The organism is Klebsiella sp. 141203, from assembly GCF_032601985.1.
Taxonomy (GTDB): Bacteria; Pseudomonadota; Gammaproteobacteria; order Enterobacterales; family Enterobacteriaceae; genus Klebsiella; species Klebsiella aerogenes.
In genome coordinates this window covers 697,399-716,196 of record NZ_JAQIRL010000002.1, presented here as the reverse complement: position 1 = coordinate 716,196, position 18,798 = coordinate 697,399, and the positions used below count along the sequence as shown (strand labels likewise).

The window sequence follows — 18,798 nt, the reverse complement described above, 5'->3', positions numbered from 1 at the left end:
GCTTTTTTCGCATGTGGCACCGCCGTCCTTCCCGGGGTCGGCATAAATGCCTCGCCCGGGCTACCCATCCCACAGGCCGCACCATTAGCCAGTAGCCCGGCCAAGCGCAGCGCCGCCGGGAAAAAACGAAGCTAATCCTCTTCCATCCGCTGATACTCTTCGCTGAGATAATCCACCAGCGCTCTGACGGAAGGTAATAAACCGCGCCGCGAGACGAACACCGCATGAATGACCTCCCGACGCGGTTGCCACTCATCAAGCACGATTTCCAACTCCCCTGACGCCAGCTGATCGCGCACCATTAATAAAGGAAGCTGAACCACGCCAACGCCCGCCATGGCCGCCTCGCGCAGCGCCAGCATATCGCTGGTCACCATCCGCGGGGTGAAATAAACCTCGGCTCGCGCCCCCTCCGGACCGGTCAGCTGCCATTTATGCTGATGTTTTCCGGCGCCAATACTTAGCCCCGGCCAGGTACTCAATTCCGCCGGCGCCTGTGGGCGCCCAAGCCGAGCGATCAGCGCCGGACTCGCCACCAGGCGATGACCGCGATCGGCCAACACCCGCATGACTAGGTCGCTATCTTCAAATGGCCTTGGCCGCACGCGGATGGCCACGTCAACCCCCTCGCCCACCACATCCACCCGCCGATTGGTGGCTTCCAGATGCAGCGTTACTCCAGGGTATCGCACCATAAAGCGTGCCAGCATCGGGCCAATATGGGCATGCAGCAGGGTTACCGGGCAGGTGAGCTTGACGCTGCCGCGCGGTTCAGATTGCAGCGTTTCTACCGCCTGATGCGCCGCTTCGGCTTCTATCAACATCGCCTTGCAATGTTGGTAGAAAGTTTGGCCGACTTCCGTGACGGCGAACTGTCGGGTAGTTCGTTGAATCAGGCGCACGCCCAAGCGTTCTTCCAGTTGCGCAATGCGGCGGCTGAGTTTGGATTTAGGCTGGTCGAGCGCCCGACCGGCAGCGGCAAAACCGCCATGGTCTACCACCTGAACAAACCATGCCAGGTCGTTGAGATCCTGCATCCTTTTCTCCATCGTTCCATTTTTAGAACAGTATAGGTCATTTTCGCTATCTACCGGAATATTAGCCCAAGATATAAGCTTATTCACATCATATACAGACACGCAGGAGATAACCATGAAACAGATTACTGGCGTTTACACCGCCCCTTCGCAGCACTGGGTGGGCGACGGTTTCCCGGTTCGCTCAATGTTTTCTTACCAGACCCACGGCGAACAACTGAGCCCATTTTTACTGCTCGACTATGCCGGTCCGCATACTTTTCCGGCGGGAAACGGTAAACGCGGCGTCGGCGAACATCCGCATCGCGGATTCGAAACCGTCACCATTGTCTACTCCGGTGAAGTAGAGCATCGCGACTCAACCGGCAGAGGCGGCGTTATCGGCCCTGGCGACGTGCAGTGGATGACGGCTGGCGCCGGGATCCTGCATGAAGAGTTCCACTCGGAAGCGTTCACCCGCTCCGGCGGTGAACTGAAAATGATGCAGCTGTGGGTCAACCTGCCGGCGAAAGACAAGATGACGACTCCGGGCTATCAGAGCATTACCGCAGACGTCATTCCGCAAGCGGCGCTGGAAGAAGATGCCGGGAGCGTCAGAGTGATTGCCGGGCGTTACGGCGATGTCGCCGGCCCAGCGCATACGTTCTCACCGTTGAACGTGTGGGATATGCAGCTCAAACAAAGTCACGATGTGACATTGCATCAGCCGGAAGGCTGGAGCACCGCGTTGGTCGTACTCGAGGGCGAAGTCACCGTCAACGGTACCGAAAACGCACGGGAAGGACAGCTGGTAGTGCTGAGCCAAAAAGGTGAAGCCTTCCATCTGGAAGCGGGCTCCAACGCGAAGGTTCTGCTGATGGCCGGCGAGCCGCTACAGGAGCCGATCGTGGGCTACGGCCCGTTTGTGATGAATACCAAAACGCAAATTGCCGAAGCAATTCGCGATTTTAACAGCGGCCGTTTTGGCCAAATCTAACGAAATTGAGGTGAAGAATATGTCTACTCCAGCTAACTTTAACGGTTCTCGTCCGGTGATTGATGTTAACGATACCGCGATGCTGTTGATTGACCACCAAAGCGGCCTGTTCCAGACCGTTGGCGATATGCCGATGCCGGAACTGCGCGCTCGCGCCGCCGCGCTGGCGAAAATGGCATCGCTTGCCGGGATCCCGGTGATCACCACCGCTTCCGTGCCGCAGGGCCCGAACGGTCCGTTGATTCCGGAAATTCATGAGAATGCGCCGCATGCGAAGTATATTGCGCGTAAAGGCGAGATCAACGCCTGGGATAACCCGGAGTTTGTCGCCGCGGTGAAAGCCACCGGGCGTAAAACCTTAATCATTGCCGGTACTATTACCAGCGTCTGCATGGCTTTCCCGGCGATTGCCGCCGTCGCCGACGGTTATAAGGTGTTTGCCGTTATCGACGCCTCGGGTACCTATAGCAAAATGGCGCAGGAGATCACCCTGGCCCGCGTAGTCCAGGCCGGTGTAGTGCCAATGGATACTGCCGCGGTAGCCTCAGAACTGCAGCGCACCTGGAACCGTCCGGATGCCGCCGAGTGGGCTGAGGTGTACACCAAAGTCTTCCCGGCGTATCAGTTGCTGATTGAAAGCTACAGCAAGGCGCAGGACGTCGTGAAGAATAACGAAAAGCTGGACTCCCAGCGTTAAAATAGCTGCCCCGTCGATGAATCGACGGGGCAGTGTTCATTGCTTAACCGAACGGTAAAGAAAGAAAAAAATATGCTTGACCGTTTTAGCTCAACTCCCTATAGTAGCGCCCCGTTGCCCACCCAAGGTGAGCAGCAAGACAATATGGTGAGGTGTCCGAGTGGCTGAAGGAGCACGCCTGGAAAGTGTGTATACGGCAACGTATCGGGGGTTCGAATCCCCCCCTCACCGCCATATTCGAGATGAGAGCTCGTACGAAAGTACGGGCTCTTTTCTTTTATATTCTCCGTTGGGGGGGACGAGAACCCCCGACCGGGGTTCGACAACTGGCGCAGCCAGTTGGACAGACCGCGAACGCAGTAAGCGGGCTGCCCCACAGGGGCGAGCGAAGCGAGTCAATCCCCCCCTCACCGCCATATTTTAAGAAGAGCTCGTACGAAAGTACGGGCTTTTTTTTCGCATGTGGCACTCGCAGGGGGATGAGAATCCCCGACCGGGGTTCGACAACTGGCACAGCCAGTTGGACAGACCGCGAACGCAGTAAGCGGGCTGCCCCGCAGGGGCGAGCGAAGCGAGTCAATCCCCCCCTCACCGCCATATTCGAGATGAGAGCTCGTACGAAAGTACGGGCTTTTTTCGCATGTGGCACCGCCGCCCTTCCCGGGGTCGGCATAAATGCCTCGCCCGGGCTACCCATCCCACAGGCCGCACCATTAGCCAGTAGCCCGGCCAAGCGCAGCGCCGCCGGGAAACCCGCAGGCCGCACCACCAACGAGTAGCAGTCCAGGCGCAGCGCCGCCGGGAATCCCACAGGCCGCACCGCCAACGAGTAGCCAGTCCAGGCGCAGCGTCGCCGGGTATCCCACAGGCCGCACCATTAGCCAGTAGCCCGGCCAAGCGCAGCGCCGCCGGGGAAATGCTGCAAAAGCAACAAAGCCCGGGATATCCCGGGCTTTGCACACTCACTAGCGTTTAGTAATAGGCTTTCAACGTTCGCTGGCAGAGCGTTGAACGCACGCAGTCATCGGTGGTAAAGCGTACGATGCCAATCATGTCGTCTTCTTCAAAACGCGACAACGCATCACTCAGACCCGATTTTACGCCAGAGGGCAAATCACACTGGGTAATATCGCCGTTGACGATAACCGTGACGTTCTCCCCGAGGCGGGTCAAAAACATCTTCATTTGCGCCGCGGTCACGTTCTGGGCCTCGTCCAGAATCACCACCGCGTTTTCAAAGGTGCGTCCGCGCATATAGGCGAACGGCGCGATTTCTACCTTGCCGATTTCCGGACGCAGGCAGTATTGCATAAAGGAAGCGCCCAACCGCTTCACCAGCACGTCATATACCGGTCGGAAATAGGGAGCGAATTTTTCGGCGATATCTCCCGGTAAGAAGCCGAGATCTTCGTCGGCCTGCAGAACGGGACGGGTAACAATAATTCTGTCCACATCCTTATGGATCAGGGCTTCAGCTGCTTTAGCCGCGCTGATCCAGGTCTTCCCGCACCCGGCTTCGCCGGTGGCGAAAATCAGCTGTTTATTGTCGATGGCATTCAAATAATGCGCCTGAGCTTCATTACGCGCCTCAATCGGTGAAAGATCGCGGCTATCCCGCGCCATGCCGATTGCTTCTACGCCACTCATTTGCACAAGCGATGTGACCGATTCTTCTTCACGTTGTTTATGGCTACGCGAATCCCGTCTCAGCACACGTTTTGCCTCACGACGAGCTTTGATCACTGCTTTTTGTCTTCCCATGGATAGCACCTTGCGTTGTTGGTTTACATCACGCGCGTCAAGAGCAACGCGATTATGCGCACGAACGATTGAGGTTTGGCTTCCTTGTAAGCCATTGCTTGCCGATTGAATGGACAACGAGTCGCGGCTACGCGCACCGCGTACCCTGCCAGAGTTAGCCTGATTAGTAGTGGAAGAGATTGGGGTTACAGAGTGAAAATCGCTGCCGGAAGCTGGGCCTCCGTGCTGGAAAGTACGGTATGTGGTTTTACGTTGTCCGCTACAGGACCTTACCATTCGCGATCTCCATAGTGAGCGACATCACTGCCGGGAACTACCGCGTATGTAATAAGTACATCAAAAATTATTCTTAATGCAACTTATTTTTTACATTGACGCAACAATGGTTTCTAAAATCATTGTAGAAAACTATCCGTCATTTGTATTACAGAAATATAACACATGGCAGGAAATATATTGAATCCGAGAAAAACAGCAGAAAACGCCCTGCCTTCGCCGGCAGGACGTCTATCAGGCTTGCAACAGCGATTGTCCAAGATAATGCTGGTTATTCATCACGCCGGGCAATACAAAGAAGTATCCGCCGCCAATCGGTTTAACGTACTCCTCCAGGGCCTCGCCGTTCAGCCGTTTCTGCACCGTCAGGAATCCCTTTTCCAGATCGTGCTGATAGCAGACGAACAATAACCCCATATCCAGTTGCCCCGAGTTGGTGACTCCCAACGAATAGCTGTAACCGCGGCGCATCATCAGGCTGGACTGCGTTTCCGAAGTACGCGGGTTCGCAAGGCGAATATGGCTATCAAGGGCAATCACTTCGCCGTTCGGATCGCGACTATAGTCCGGAACATCATGTTCATGCTGCATCCCTAACGGCGCGCCAGAATGTTTATCGCGGCCAAAAATAGTCTGCTGCTCTTTCAGCGGCGTACGATCCCAGAACTCAACGTGGAACTGAATGATACGCGCAGCCTGATAACTACCGCCGATCGCCCAGGCCGGTTCGCCCTGGTCGGCAGTAACCCACACCACATTATCCATTAGCGCTTTATCCTGGCTCGACGGATTAGCGGTACCGTCTTTAAAGCCCAGCAGGTTAATAGGCGTTTCTTTGCCTTTGCTACGGGCCGCGCTATCAGAAATAAACCCTTCCCGCTTCCAGCGCACGCTCAGCAGATCGGGCGTGTGCTTGATAATGTCACGTAGTGCGTGAATGACCGTATCCTGGGTATTGGCACAAATCTGCAGTAGCAGATCGCCATGGCACAGCGCGGCATCCAGCGAATCATTCGGGAAACGCGTCATTGCCTGCAGTTTTTTAGGCGCTTTATCCGCTAATCCAAAGCGCTCATCGAACAGCGAATGGCCGACCGAGACGGTGATAGTCAGGTTATCCGGCGCAATCCACGGCCCTAAAATCCCGGAATCCATCGGCGGCAATCGGGGATTCGGGGTATCCGGCGCCGGACCGCCTGCGGTTAAAAAGGCGATCCGCTGGGTCAACAAGCGGAACAGGCGTTCGAGGTCGGCTTTATCCGCCGCCAGCACATCAAACGCCACCAGCATCATCGAGGCCTGCTGCGGCGTCAGGATGCCCGCCTGATGCGGGCCATAAAATGGCTGTTTTTCCTGACGCGCATCCGGTGCAAGCGTACCGGGAGAGCTTTCCGCTTTCGCCGCCTGCGCCATCGGGCAGCCCCCGCTGATGGCCAGCGCGCCGCCAAGCGCGCCGATCCCCTTCAGTAAGCGGCGACGTGACGGTTCATTCACGTCGCGTGGTTTTTGTTGTGTCATCGAATTAATCCAGGCCCAAAATCCCGCGCAGCTGTGCCAGATCTTCTGCCAGCGTCGTGATCGGCCCTTTCAGCGCATTACGGTCAGCGGTGGTGAGCTTGTCATAGGTCTCGAAACCGTCTTTCGTGCGGTATTTAGCGAGGATGGCATCAACTTTTTTAAAGTTGGCGTCAACCTTAGCCAGCAGCGCGCTATTATCTTTTTGCAGCTGCGGGCGCAGCAGGTCAACGATTTTTTGCGCGCCGTCGATGTTAGCCTGGAAGTCCCACAGGTCGGTATGGCTGTAACGATCTTCTTCGCCGCTAATTTTGCTGGCCGCCACTTCTTCGATCAGCCCAGCCGCGCCGCCTACCACTTTCGACGGCGGGAAAGCCAGCTCGCTAATGCGTTTTTGCAGTTCCAGCACATCGCTGTTCAACTGTTCGGCATAGTTTTCCATTCCCTTCACGCTGTTATCGCCAAACAGCGCTTTTTCCAGGCGGTGGAAACCGGTGAATTTCGGATCCTCAGCTTTTTTCTCAAAATCATCTTCACGGGCGTCAATGCTGCCGTCGAGGTCAGAGAACAGCTCAGCAATCGGCTCGATGCGCTCGTAGTGCTGACGGGTCGGGGCGTACAGCGCCTTCGCTTTCTCGATATCACCGGCTTTTACAGCATCGGTAAAGGCTTTAGTGCCGCTAACCAGCTGCGCGGTTTCCGCGGTAACGTAAGCTTTATAGGCAGTAATCGCCTCGCCAAGACTCAGCACCGCATTGGCTTTCGCCGCATCTTTGCTGGTTTCACCGGTGACAATAAGCTTACCTTTCGGGTTAGTCAGCAGGCCGCAGGTCATATCGTATTCGCCCGGCTGCAGGTTGGCCGTCAATTTTTGCGTAAATCCTGGCGCGATGTTTTCACGCTCCTCGACCACCATTACTCCTTTCAGGATCTCCCACTCCAGCGCTTTTTGGCTGTGGTTCTGGATGATGAACTGGGTTTTACCCGCCTTCACCGTCACATTCATCGGTTCGCACTGCTTGTCGTTGACGGTGACCTTCACCTGCGGGATATCCGCAGCCTGAGCGTAAAATGCGGAACTAAACAGCGCGGCGACGGTTAACTGCAGCGCAGTACGGCGAAAATGAATTATCATGACCATCCCTTTCGAAAAGTATGTTGTAACTATATTAATCAGCGGCGCCTGAATTACGCGGCTCGCGATGCTGTCGTTTTGCTGCCCGGCGGCAAGGCAAAGCACACCAGCGCCGGGATCAAATAGAGGAGATAAACCGCCACTTCACTGACGGTTGGCGTCTCCTGATAACCAAAGATGCCTTCCAGCAACGTGCCGAACAGCGTATGCGTCGATACCACGTTGCTAAGATCAAAGGCGACGTTCTGGAAATAATTCCACAGCCCCGCCTCATGGAAAGCGCGAATCGCCCCGGCGGCCAGACCGGCCGCCACCAGCAGGATAAACAGACTGGTCCATTTGAAGAACACGCCGAGATTAAGGCGGATACCGCCCCAGTAAAGCAGGAAACCTAATACCACCGCCGTCGCCAGGCCGAGCATCGCCCCCAGCGGCGGCCAGATGCCGACATCCTGCTGGAATGCCGCCAGCAGGAAAAAGACCGACTCCAGGCCTTCGCGGGCAACCGCAAAAAACACCATCATCACCAGCGCCCAGCCGTGGTTATTCCCGCGCTGCAGCGCGTTATCCACCGCCTGTTCCAGCTGTTGTTTGACGTTGCGCGACACTTTACGCATCCAGAACACCATCCAGGTGAGGATAAATACCGCTATCACCGCCACGATGCCTTCAAACAGCTCCTGTTCGCGCTGCGGAAATTCTCCGGTGGTCTCGTTAATAAAAATCCCCAGCCCGAGACAGAGCGCCGCCGCGAGGAATACGCCAATCCACATGACGCCGATCCAGCTGCCGCGCTGGGTTCGTTTTAAATAGCTGGCAATCAGGCTGACAATCAGCGCGGCTTCCAGCCCTTCGCGTAACATGATGAGAAATGGAACAAACATGCCGAAACCCTTAAATGTGAACCGCAGTCAACGGATGCAAAGATAGGTAAATATTTCTGATAGTGATTATCATTACAACAATGAGAAACACAAGCGAAATGTTCAGGGAATGATGACTAGTTGTAAATTAATCGCTACAAAATAGTCACTTGCGAAAATATCTCACCAGCTAAGCATTAAAATGGCATATAGCATGATTTTTTATGTCGCATATTTACCGGGCTTGAGCGCTGTGGCTAAATGGCGGTCCTGATTTATCTGCGAAATAAATAACATGACTCAAATTTTGCACTTCCTGCTGGCGCTGGCGGTTATTCTTGGCCTTGCCTGGCTTGCCAGCTATGACCGACAAAAAATCCGCATTCGCTATATTCTGCAGTTAATTATTATTGAAATCGCCCTGGCTTTCTTTTTCCTTCACGCCGAAAGCGGTTTATGGATAGTGAAAAATATCTCTGGCTTTTTTGCTTCGTTACTCGGGTTCGCCGCTGAAGGGACCAACTTCGTATTTGGCGGAATGGGTGAAAAAGGACTGGCCTTTATTTTCCTCGGCGTACTGTGTCCGATCGTCTTTATTTCCGCGCTGATAGGTATTCTGCAACACTGGCGTATTCTGCCGATCTTTATTCGTCTTATCGGCACCCTACTGTCGAAGGTGAACGGCATGGGCAAGCTGGAATCCTTCAACGCCGTCAGCTCGCTGATCCTCGGCCAGTCGGAAAACTTTATTGCTTACAAAGGTGTACTCGGCGACCTCTCTTCGCGTCGCCTGTTCACGATGGCAGCAACAGCCATGTCAACGGTATCACTGTCGATCGTCGGCGCGTATATGACTATGCTTGATGCGAAATACGTGGTGGCGGCGTTGATTCTTAATATGTTCAGCACCTTTATTGTGCTGTCGATTATTAATCCTACGCGCCCCGGTAGCGAAGCAGAAATAAAGCTTGAAAAGATGCATGAATCGCAGAGCTTCTTTGAAATGCTGGGCGAATATATCCTGGCAGGCTTTAAGGTGGCGATGATTATTCTGGCGATGCTAATCGGCTTTATCGCCCTGATTAGCGCCGTTAATGCGTTATTTGCGACCGTTTTCGGCCTAAGCTTCCAGCAAATCCTCGGTTACGTCTTTTATCCGCTGGCATGGCTGGTGGGTATCCCTTTAAGCGACGCGTTAAATGCCGGGAGTATTATGGCCACCAAACTGGTCGCTAACGAATTCGTGGCGATGATCGAACTGCAGAAAATTGCCGCCAGCATGACGCCGCGCGGGCTAGGGATCCTTTCGGTGTTCCTCGTCTCGTTTGCCAACTTCGCCTCCATTGGCATCATTGCCGGGGCGATTAAAGGGCTTAACGAGCAACAAGGCAACACCGTTTCCCGCTTCGGCCTGCGTCTGGTCTATGGCGCGACGCTGGTGAGCCTGCTGTCAGCCAGTTTTGCCGGGCTGGTGCTGTAACTCGTCGGGCGGGGGCTCTCCCCGCCCTGTTCTTCAGAAATGTACACACACCGGCTGATCAACGCGCATAACGGACTCCTGGGCGAACCGCGTCTTATAAGTATTACGCAGCGCTTCAATCCCCTGCTCGCTTTTCGCATCTTTGCTATGAATCAGCATGAGCGCCTTGCTGGACTCGCGGGCGACTGCGCCATTGTTGCCTAACCACTGGCCGCGGGCGTCAAAAACCGTCAGGCCATCGCGAAAACGCGGCGTCACATCGCGGTCGACAAACTGCTGCCACTCCTGGGCGGTAATATCTTTCCCCGCCGGCCGGCTAAGGCCGAAATAAAGGGTGGTTTGCATCATCCTGTTATCCGCCGGGCAGGCGTTATTATCAACGTGCGCGGCGCTTTTTTCGGATGGCGCCACGCATCCTGCCAATAGTGCGGCAACGATCAGCGCCGCAGCGCCCTGGGGTAATTTCATTTGCTATCCTCATGGTTTTTTGTACACAGATATCAGCGTATTTTCAGTGAATTAGCAAGAGATGCGCGAACATTACTCTCTGGCGATACGGCGTATTTTCTTTTGTTCTACACTGATAAACACAGCCTGGGCGAAATTCTTTTTTAAATTATTTCCTGCGTTTTTTATTTCAAAGACTTCTCTATAGTTGAGCGTTTTTAACTGGCCTGGCGGCCGCGTAAAATAACAACTGGAATAATTCATGATAGAAAATAATGAGTTAGCTAATATTGAGAAAAGAATTGTCACCCGCTTTCTCGATATGTTTATTAAGTTCGGCTTGATACTGGCGCTGGCCTCCTTCTGCTTTACCGTCTTCTCGCCGTTCCTGAACATGATGCTGTGGGCGCTGATTCTGGCCGTCACCCTCTATCCTTTACATCAACACATCGCGCGACGCATAGGCGGGCGGCAGGGGCTGGCATCGACCATATTAGTATTATTCGGCCTGCTGATTATCGTCATTCCGACCATTTTCATGGTGACCTCGCTTGGCGAAAGCGCCGGTAGCCTGATTGATAAAGTCAGCGGCAGCGATCTGACGCTGCCGCCGCCTTCGGCTAACGTCGCCTCTATTCCCCTTGTCGGCGGTAAGCTATATGCGTTCTGGCTGAAAGCCTCAGCGGACCTGCCTGCCGTACTGAGTAGCTATCACGCGCAAATTGGCGAGGCGGCAAAACTGGTGCTCGGCGTGCTGGCAAGTATGGGCGGCGGGCTGCTGGGCTTTGTTCTCTCCTTTATTGTTGCCGGCGCCATCATGACCTGGGGCGCGGCGGGCGCCAACAGCGCCAAACGTATCGCCATCCGTATCACCGATGAAAATAAAGGTCTTGCCCTGAGTCGCCTGTGCACCGGCACCATTCGCGCCGTGGCGCAGGGGGTTATTGGCGTGGCGCTGATTCAGGCCTTGCTGACGGGAATTATCATTGCGTTGGCGGGGATCCCGGCCGCCGGCATCTTCTTCGTGCTGGCGCTGGTGCTCGGCATCGCGCAAATCCCGGTGATTCTGGTTACCGCCCCGGCGATTGCCATTATGTGGATGACCGGCGACCACGGCACCGCGGTGAATGTCGTGTTTACCGTCCTGCTGATTGTCGCCGGGATGGTCGATAACGTCCTCAAACCGCTGATGTTGGGCCGCGGCGTAGATGCGCCGATGCCGATCGTTCTGCTCGGCGCGTTGGGCGGCATGGCCACCGATGGCATTCTCGGGATGTTTATTGGCGCCACCCTGCTCTCCATCGGGTATCTGATCTTCATGAACTGGGTAAACGAAGGCGCGGCGAAGTAACCGCCTTGCCGCCAGTCGCTTTCCGCCGGGCCTTACAGGCGGCGAAAAAAAACGGCTCCCTGATGGGAGCCGTTGCGGTTTCTGATGCTCGCTACTTTTATTCAGCGGTAGCACGTACCGGCGGCGCGGAATGGTAATGCGCGTCCGCTTCGGCAAAACGCTGTTGCATCGCCGCCGATGGCGCTTTGCCCAGCAGGCTGAAGACCACAATCCCGATACTGCCGAACAGGAAGCCAGGGATGATTTCATACAGTCCCAGCCAGCCGAACTGTTTCCAGACGATAACCGTGACCGCGCCAATAATCATCCCGGCCAGCGCGCCGTTACGGGTCATACGCGACCACATCACCGAGAACAGCACGACCGGGCCAAATGCGGCGCCAAAGCCTGCCCATGCGTAGCTGACCAGACCCAGTACGCGGTTTTCCGGGTTAGCAGCCAGCGCAATCGCAATCAGCGCCACCACCAGCACCATAAAGCGGCCGATCCAGACTAACTCTTTCTGACCGGCGTTTTTACGCAGGAAGGCTTTATACAGATCTTCGGTAATAGCGCTGGAGCAGACCAGCAGCTGGCAGCTCAGGGTCGACATGACCGCCGCCAGAATAGCCGACAGCAGGATCCCGGCAATCCACGGGTTAAACAGGATTTGCGCCAGCTCGATAAATACCCGTTCGGCGTTCTGGTTAACCGCGCCCGCCAGGCTCGGGTTGTTATTAAAGTAGGCGATACCGAAGAAACCAACCGATACCGCGCCCGCCAGGCACAGGATCATCCAGGTCATACTAATACGACGCGCATGAACAATGCTGTGATGAGAATCCGCCGCCATAAAGCGCGCCAGAATATGCGGCTGACCGAAATAACCGAGACCCCAACCCATCAGCGAAATAATCGCCACGAAGTTCAGTCCCTTGAGCATATCGATATTTTCGATGCTTTTTTGCTTAATCACTTCCAGCGAATCGCCGAAACCGCCGACCGAGATAATCACCATCACCGGCGTTAAAATCAGCGCGAAGATCATCAGGCTGGCCTGCACGGTATCGGTCCAGCTTACCGCCAGGAAACCGCCCACGAAGGTATAAATGATTGTCGCCGCGGCGCCGGCCCACAGCGCGGTTTCATAGCTCATACCAAAGGTGCTTTCAAACAGACGCGCGCCGGCAACAATCCCGGAAGCACAATAAATAGTGAAGAACAGTAGGATAACCAGCGCGGAGATAATACGCAGCACGCGGCTTTTATCTTCGAAGCGGCCGGTAAAATAGTCCGGCAGCGTCAGGGCGTTGTTGTTGACTTCGGTATGCACGCGCAGACGCCCGGCCACCAGTTTCCAGTTAATCCACGCCCCCAGGGTCAGGCCGATGGCGATCCAGCTTTCGGAAATCCCGGAGAGGAAAATCGCTCCCGGTAGCCCCATCAGCAGCCAGCCGCTCATATCCGATGCACCGGCAGAGAGCGCGGTCACAAATGGCCCAAGGCTGCGGCCGCCGAGAATATAATCGTCAAAGTTCTTGGTTGAGCGCCAGGCAATAAAACCTATCAGTACCATGCCAAAAATATAAACAATAAACGTCACCAACATGGGTGTGCTAATAGCCATGCAAATCTCCAGAATTTATTTCGACAACGTCCAACTTTGTCGTTTTAGCCACTACCGGAACGGGGTAATGGCGTATTGGTTGTATTGGGCGAGCGTATCCTGACGGATGCGTCGGTATTTCACAAACGATTTAACACAGCATTTACACGAAAGTTGTCTCAGGAAAAATAGCAATTTTCTATAGGTTGCACTCCCTCACGTTTTTACGGGTTGCACCTGAAAAAACTGTTAAGCAACGCAGATAAATACGTTATTTGAATGAGGCTATTTATTGGAAAATCTTATCAACACCATTAACAATTCATTCATTTCTCAGCTTGCTAGCCAAGTCACAATTAACAAGGTTGCACAAAGTTGCAACATAGGTGATATTTCTACGCAACCGATAAAAGGGCATTACATAGCTAACAGGAGTTCCCGCAATGGGCACCACCACCATGGGTGTAAAACTTGACGACGCCACGCGCGAACGCATTAAGTCCGCCGCGAGCCGTATTGACCGCACGCCGCACTGGCTGATTAAGCAAGCCATTTTCAACTATCTGGAAAAGCTGGAAAACGACGAGACGCTGCCGGAACTGCCGGCGCTCCTCTCCGGCGCCGCCAATGAAAGTGATGAAGCAGGCGCTCCGGCGGACGAGCCGTATCAGCCGTTCCTCGAATTCGCCGAACAAATCCTGCCGCAGTCGGTCAGCCGCGCGGCGATCACCGCGGCCTGGCGTCGCCCGGAAACCGATGCGGTACCGATGTTGCTGGAACAGGCCCGTCTGCCGCAGCCGTTAGGCGAACAGGCGCACAAGCTGGCTTACCAACTGGCGGAAAAACTGCGTAATCAGAAAACCGCCAGCGGCCGCGCCGGGATGGTGCAAAGCTTGCTGCAGGAATTCTCACTCTCCTCACAAGAAGGCGTGGCGCTGATGTGCCTGGCCGAAGCGCTGCTGCGTATTCCGGATAAAGCCACCCGTGATGCGCTAATCCGCGACAAAATCAGCAACGGCAACTGGCAATCGCATATCGGCCGTAGCCCGTCGCTGTTCGTCAACGCCGCCACCTGGGGCTTGTTGTTTACCGGGAAACTGGTGTCGACCCATAACGAGACCAGCCTCTCCCGCTCGCTGAACCGCATTATTGGCAAGAGCGGCGAACCGCTGATCCGCAAAGGCGTCGATATGGCGATGCGCCTGATGGGCGAGCAGTTCGTCACCGGGGAAACCATCGCCGAAGCGCTGGCCAACGCCCGCAAGCTGGAAGAGAAAGGGTTCCGTTACTCCTACGATATGCTCGGCGAAGCCGCGCTGACCGCCGCCGATGCGCAGGCCTACATGGTCTCTTATCAGCAGGCGATCCACGCCATCGGTAAAGCCTCCAACGGCCGCGGCATTTATGAAGGTCCGGGTATCTCGATTAAACTCTCCGCGCTGCACCCGCGCTACAGCCGCGCGCAGTATGATCGGGTCATGGAAGAGCTCTATCCGCGCCTTAAATCGCTGACGCTGCTGGCGCGCCAGTACGACATCGGTATTAACATCGACGCCGAAGAGGCCGATCGTCTGGAGATCTCCCTCGATCTGCTGGAAAAACTGTGCTTTGAACCGGAGTTGGCCGGCTGGAACGGAATCGGCTTTGTTATTCAGGCCTACCAGAAACGCTGTCCGTTTGTGATTGATTCGCTGATCGACATGGCGACCCGTAGCCGTCGTCGCCTGATGATCCGCCTGGTGAAAGGCGCCTATTGGGATAGCGAAATCAAACGCGCGCAGATGGAAGGCCTCGAAGGCTATCCGGTTTATACCCGTAAGGTCTACACCGACGTTTCTTATCTCGCCTGCGCCAAAAAGCTGCTGGCGGTACCGAACCTGATTTATCCGCAATTTGCCACCCATAACGCCCACACGCTGGCGGCTATCTACCAACTGGCTGGACAAAACTACTATCCTGGCCAGTATGAATTCCAGTGCCTGCACGGCATGGGCGAACCGCTGTATGAGCAGGTCGTGGGCAAAGTCGCCGACGGCAAACTAAACCGTCCGTGCCGTATCTACGCGCCGGTCGGTACCCATGAAACGCTGCTGGCTTATCTGGTACGTCGTTTGTTGGAAAACGGCGCCAATACCTCCTTCGTTAACCGTATCGCGGATAATACCCTGCCGCTGGACGAACTGGTGGCCGATCCGGTCAGCGCGGTCGAAAAACTGGCGCAGCAGGAAGGCCAGGCCGGCCTGCCGCATCCGAAAATTCCGTTGCCGCGCGATCTCTACGGTAACGGCCGCAGCAACTCCGCCGGTCTGGATCTGGCTAACGAACACCGACTGGCCTCCCTCTCCTCTTCGCTGCTTAACAGCGCGCTGCACAAGTGGCAGGCGCTACCGATGCTGGAGCAGCCGGTGGCCGAAGGCGAAATGCAGCCGGTCATCAACCCGGCAGAACCGAAAGATATCGTCGGCTACGTGCGCGAAGCCAGCGATGCCGAAGTGCAGCAGGCGCTAACCAGCGCTATCAATAACGCGCCAATCTGGTTCGCCACCCCGCCGCAGGAACGCGCCGCCATTCTTGAGCGCGCCGCCGTGTTGATGGAAAGCCAGATGCCGACCCTGATGGGGATCCTGGTACGCGAAGCTGGCAAAACCTTCAGCAACGCCATTGCTGAAGTGCGCGAAGCCGTCGACTTCCTGCACTATTATGCCGGTCAGGTGCGTGACGATTTCGATAATGAAACCCACCGCCCGTTAGGTCCGGTCGTCTGTATCAGCCCGTGGAACTTCCCGCTGGCGATCTTCACCGGCCAGATTACCGCGGCGCTGGCGGCAGGCAACAGCGTGCTGGCCAAACCGGCCGAGCAGACGCCGCTTATCGCCGCGCAAGGCGTGGCGATTCTGCTGGAAGCCGGCGTGCCGCCGGGCGTGATTCAACTGCTGCCGGGCCGCGGGGAAACCGTCGGCGCCGCGCTAACCTCAGATGAACGCGTACGCGGCGTAATGTTTACCGGTTCGACCGAAGTAGCGACGCTGCTGCAGCGCAACATCGCTAACCGCCTTGATGCGCAGGGCCGTCCGACACCGCTTATCGCGGAAACCGGCGGTATGAACGCGATGATCGTCGACTCGTCGGCGCTCACCGAGCAGGTGGTGATCGACGTACTGGCCTCGGCTTTCGACAGCGCCGGCCAACGCTGTTCTGCCCTGCGCGTGCTGTGCCTGCAGGAAGAAGTCGCCGACCATACGTTAACCATGCTGCGCGGCGCAATGAGCGAATGCCGGATGGGGAATCCGGGTCGCCTGACCACCGATATCGGCCCGGTAATCGACGCGGAAGCCAAAGAGAATATCGAACGCCATATTCAGGCGCTGCGCGCGAAAGGCCGCAATGTCTTCCAGGCGGTACGTGAAAATAGCGAAGATGCCCGCGAATGGAATCACGGTACGTTCGTCGCGCCGACGCTTATCGAACTCGAAAGCTTCGACGAACTGAAAAAAGAGGTCTTTGGCCCGGTTCTGCACGTGGTGCGCTATAACCGTAACGAACTGGATAAGCTGGTCGAGCAGATTAACGCCTCCGGCTACGGTCTGACCCTCGGCGTGCATACCCGCATCGACGAAACCATCGCTCAGGTCACCGGCAGCGCGAAAGTCGGCAACCTGTATGTTAACCGCAATATGGTTGGCGCGGTGGTCGGCGTACAGCCGTTCGGCGGCGAAGGGTTATCGGGTACCGGCCCGAAAGCCGGCGGCCCGCTGTACCTGTATCGCCTGCTGTCCAGTCGCCCGCAGGGCGCGGTCGGCGTCACTTTCGCCCGCCAGGATGCGGAGCGTCCGCTGGACGCCCAGTTGAAAACGCTGCTGGAAAAACCGCTGCAGGCGCTGCAGCAGTGGGCGGCAGGCCGTCCTGAACTGCAGGCGCTGTGTCAGCAATACAGCGAGCTGGCGCAAAGCGGCACTCAACGCCTGCTGCCAGGACCAACCGGCGAGCGTAATACCCTGACGCTGATGCCGCGCGAACGCGTATTGTGCGTGGCGGATAACGAGCAGGACGCGCTGATTCAGCTGGCGGCGGCGATGGCGGTTGGCTGTGAAGTGCTGTGGCCGGATAGCGCCCTGCAGCGCGAACTGGCGAAGAAACTGCCGCGTGAGGTCAGCGAGCGGATTCATTTTGCGAAAGCGGATCAGTTGACCAGCCAGGCTTTCGACGCGGTCATTTATCACGGTGATTCCGATCAGTTGCGCGAGCTGTGTGAGCAGGTGGCGGCGCGCGACGGGGCGATTGTATCGGTGCAGGGCTTTGCCCGCGGCGAAACCAATCTGCTGCTGGAGCGCCTGTATATCGAGCGTTCGTTGAGCGTCAACACCGCCGCGGCAGGCGGTAACGCCAGCCTCATGACCATCGGCTAAAACGGGCTCCCCGGTGGCGCTACGCTTACCGGGGCTACATAACCCCGCCAAAGGGTAGCCCGGATGAGGCGCTGTGCGCCGTCTTCCGGGAAATCTACGGCGTGTTCAACTAATGACAGCCGACGTCAGCTGTGCTTAATTAAGGCTCCCGGATGGGAGCTTTTTTTATGGGAGTAGAACGATGAAACGCACTTTAATTGCCGTGGCTGCCCTATTAGCCAGCGGTGCGGCGTGGGCGGATGACTGCAGCAACGCCAACACGCAAACCGAAATGAATCAGTGTGCCGCCGCACAATATCAGGCGGCCGATAAAAAGCTGAATGAGACCTGGCAGCAGGCGCTGAAACGCGCCTCCGGCCAACAGCTGGAATTGCTGAAAAAAGCCCAGCAGGCGTGGATTTCCCTGCGTGACGCCGATTGCGCGTTTCTCGCTTCCGGCGCGGAAGGCGGCAGTATGCAACCGATGCTGATAAGCCAGTGTATGACCGATAAGAGCGTCGAGCGCGAAGCCTTCCTCGCCTCGCTGCTTCAGTGCGAAGACGGCGACCAAAACTGCCCGCTGCCGCCGGCCAATTAACGTACGCGGATCCCTTCGATAATCATCCGCTGCACGTTATCCACGGTTTGCTGGAAAAACAACTCATCCTGCAGCGTTGCGCCGGTCACCGCCTCCACCTGAGTGGCGAAATCGGCGTAATGCTGCGTCGTCGCCCAGATCATAAAGATAAGGTGCTGCGGATCGACCGCCGCCAGCTTGCCGCTATCAATCCATGACGAGATTATCGCCGACTTTTCATCTATCAACGCCTTTAGATCGCCGGTCAGTTCGCCCATCAGCAGCGGCGCCCCCTGCAGCATCTCCAGACAGAACAGCCTGGAGGCCTGAGGATGATCGCGCGATACCTCAAGCTTGAGGCGAATATATTCGCGGATCGCCACCAGCGGACTGATATCTTCGCGAAATGCCCGCAGCGGCGCCAGCCAGATGGCGAGGATCCGCTGCAGCACGGCAACGTACAGCGCCTCTTTTGACGGGTAGTAATAGAGTAAATTAGTTTTCGATACCCCGGCCAGTTCAGCGACCTGCTCCAGCCGCGTACCGTGAATGCCGAACTGCGAGAAGGTCTCCAGCGCAGCGGCCAGAATGGCCTCTTTTTTGGCGCTCACCGCCTGTGAACGCTTGCCGATTTTTTTCACGGCGCCCTGTGCCATACGTCTTCTCCTTCAGTAGTCGTCTTCAGCATAGCAAAAGCCCCTCGCCGACACGAC

General features: G+C 56.2%; 15 protein-coding genes and 1 tRNA gene. 7 read left to right on the top strand and 9 right to left on the bottom strand.

All coding sequences use genetic code 11. The annotated features are described in order from the left end of the window. Nucleotides 1-131: 131 nt before the first annotated feature. Entirely contained in the window at nucleotides 132-1,037 is a 906-nt protein-coding gene (locus tag PGR29_RS11065) for a LysR family transcriptional regulator (RefSeq protein ID WP_316424530.1), read from the bottom strand. Between the two features lie 115 nt (nucleotides 1,038-1,152). On the opposite strand from PGR29_RS11065, the gene PGR29_RS11060 reads away from it, so the two are divergent. The 3 genes from PGR29_RS11060 to PGR29_RS11050 all read left to right on the top strand — a co-directional run bounded on the left by PGR29_RS11060 (nucleotide 1,153) and on the right by PGR29_RS11050 (nucleotide 2,944). After that, nucleotides 1,153-2,013 (top strand): pirin family protein, encoded by an 861-nt coding sequence (locus PGR29_RS11060; RefSeq protein WP_316424529.1) that lies wholly within the window; start codon nucleotides 1,153-1,155, stop codon nucleotides 2,011-2,013. Between the two features lie 19 nt (nucleotides 2,014-2,032). Further along, nucleotides 2,033-2,710 carry an isochorismatase family protein gene (locus PGR29_RS11055; RefSeq protein ID WP_015367229.1) on the top strand — a complete coding sequence of 226 codons (678 nt, stop codon included), beginning with the start codon at nucleotides 2,033-2,035 and terminating at the stop codon, nucleotides 2,708-2,710. Nucleotides 2,711-2,856: 146 nt separating this feature from the next. Then, a tRNA-Ser gene (locus PGR29_RS11050) sits at nucleotides 2,857-2,944 on the top strand. Between the two features lie 479 nt (nucleotides 2,945-3,423). On the opposite strand, the gene PGR29_RS11045 is transcribed toward PGR29_RS11050, so the two are convergent. The 5 genes from PGR29_RS11045 to efeU all read right to left on the bottom strand — a co-directional run bounded on the left by PGR29_RS11045 (nucleotide 3,424) and on the right by efeU (nucleotide 8,281). Further along, nucleotides 3,424-3,576, bottom strand: a complete 153-nt coding sequence (locus PGR29_RS11045) for a hypothetical protein (RefSeq protein ID WP_316424528.1) — start codon at nucleotides 3,574-3,576, stop codon at nucleotides 3,424-3,426. Between the two features lie 106 nt (nucleotides 3,577-3,682). Then, nucleotides 3,683-4,471 carry a phosphate starvation-inducible protein PhoH gene (gene phoH / locus PGR29_RS11040; protein WP_015367231.1) on the bottom strand — a complete coding sequence of 263 codons (789 nt, stop codon included), beginning with the start codon at nucleotides 4,469-4,471 and terminating at the stop codon, nucleotides 3,683-3,685. 510 nt (nucleotides 4,472-4,981) lie between these two features. Further along, nucleotides 4,982-6,265 (bottom strand): iron uptake transporter deferrochelatase/peroxidase subunit, encoded by a 1,284-nt coding sequence (efeB, locus tag PGR29_RS11035; protein ID WP_316424527.1) that lies wholly within the window; start codon nucleotides 6,263-6,265, stop codon nucleotides 4,982-4,984. Between the two features lie 4 nt (nucleotides 6,266-6,269). Continuing rightward, a complete protein-coding gene (efeO, locus tag PGR29_RS11030) occupies nucleotides 6,270-7,397 on the bottom strand; it encodes an iron uptake system protein EfeO (RefSeq protein WP_087858030.1) in 1,128 nt (375 codons plus the stop codon). Nucleotides 7,398-7,450: 53 nt separating this feature from the next. Continuing rightward, nucleotides 7,451-8,281: an iron uptake transporter permease EfeU gene (gene efeU, locus PGR29_RS11025; protein ID WP_047043553.1), complete on the bottom strand. Its 831-nt coding sequence runs from the start codon at nucleotides 8,279-8,281 to the stop codon at nucleotides 7,451-7,453. A gap of 274 nt (nucleotides 8,282-8,555) precedes the next feature. On the opposite strand from efeU, the gene PGR29_RS11020 reads away from it, so the two are divergent. Beyond that, complete coding sequence (locus PGR29_RS11020) at nucleotides 8,556-9,740, top strand: NupC/NupG family nucleoside CNT transporter (protein ID WP_113374216.1); 1,185 nt, start codon at nucleotides 8,556-8,558, stop codon at nucleotides 9,738-9,740. A 33-nt stretch (nucleotides 9,741-9,773) separates the two neighbouring features. Here the strand turns inward: PGR29_RS11020 and PGR29_RS11015 are convergent, their stop codons facing one another. Then, nucleotides 9,774-10,208 carry a DUF3574 domain-containing protein gene (locus PGR29_RS11015; RefSeq protein WP_316424526.1) on the bottom strand — a complete coding sequence of 145 codons (435 nt, stop codon included), beginning with the start codon at nucleotides 10,206-10,208 and terminating at the stop codon, nucleotides 9,774-9,776. 241 nt (nucleotides 10,209-10,449) lie between these two features. Here PGR29_RS11015 and PGR29_RS11010 point away from each other — a divergent pair, with 241 nt between their 5' ends. Beyond that, nucleotides 10,450-11,538 carry an AI-2E family transporter gene (locus tag PGR29_RS11010; RefSeq protein WP_087858033.1) on the top strand — a complete coding sequence of 363 codons (1,089 nt, stop codon included), beginning with the start codon at nucleotides 10,450-10,452 and terminating at the stop codon, nucleotides 11,536-11,538. A gap of 97 nt (nucleotides 11,539-11,635) precedes the next feature. Here the strand turns inward: PGR29_RS11010 and putP are convergent, their stop codons facing one another. Further along, a complete protein-coding gene (gene putP, locus PGR29_RS11005; protein ID WP_045365591.1) occupies nucleotides 11,636-13,144 on the bottom strand; it encodes a sodium/proline symporter PutP in 1,509 nt (502 codons plus the stop codon). 422 nt (nucleotides 13,145-13,566) lie between these two features. Between putP and putA the strand changes: the two genes are divergently transcribed. After that, nucleotides 13,567-17,529, top strand: a complete 3,963-nt coding sequence (gene putA / locus PGR29_RS11000) for a trifunctional transcriptional regulator/proline dehydrogenase/L-glutamate gamma-semialdehyde dehydrogenase (RefSeq protein WP_316424525.1) — start codon at nucleotides 13,567-13,569, stop codon at nucleotides 17,527-17,529. Nucleotides 17,530-17,710: 181 nt separating this feature from the next. After that, the gene (locus PGR29_RS10995; protein ID WP_087858034.1) at nucleotides 17,711-18,106 is read left to right on the top strand and encodes a lysozyme inhibitor LprI family protein; all 396 of its coding nucleotides are present in this window, start codon (nucleotides 17,711-17,713) and stop codon (nucleotides 18,104-18,106) included. On the opposite strand, the gene rutR is transcribed toward PGR29_RS10995, so the two are convergent. Beyond that, the gene (gene rutR, locus PGR29_RS10990; protein ID WP_316424524.1) at nucleotides 18,103-18,741 is read right to left on the bottom strand and encodes an HTH-type transcriptional regulator RutR; all 639 of its coding nucleotides are present in this window, start codon (nucleotides 18,739-18,741) and stop codon (nucleotides 18,103-18,105) included. The genes PGR29_RS10995 and rutR overlap by 4 nt on opposite strands. Between the last annotated feature and the right edge of the window lie 57 nt (nucleotides 18,742-18,798).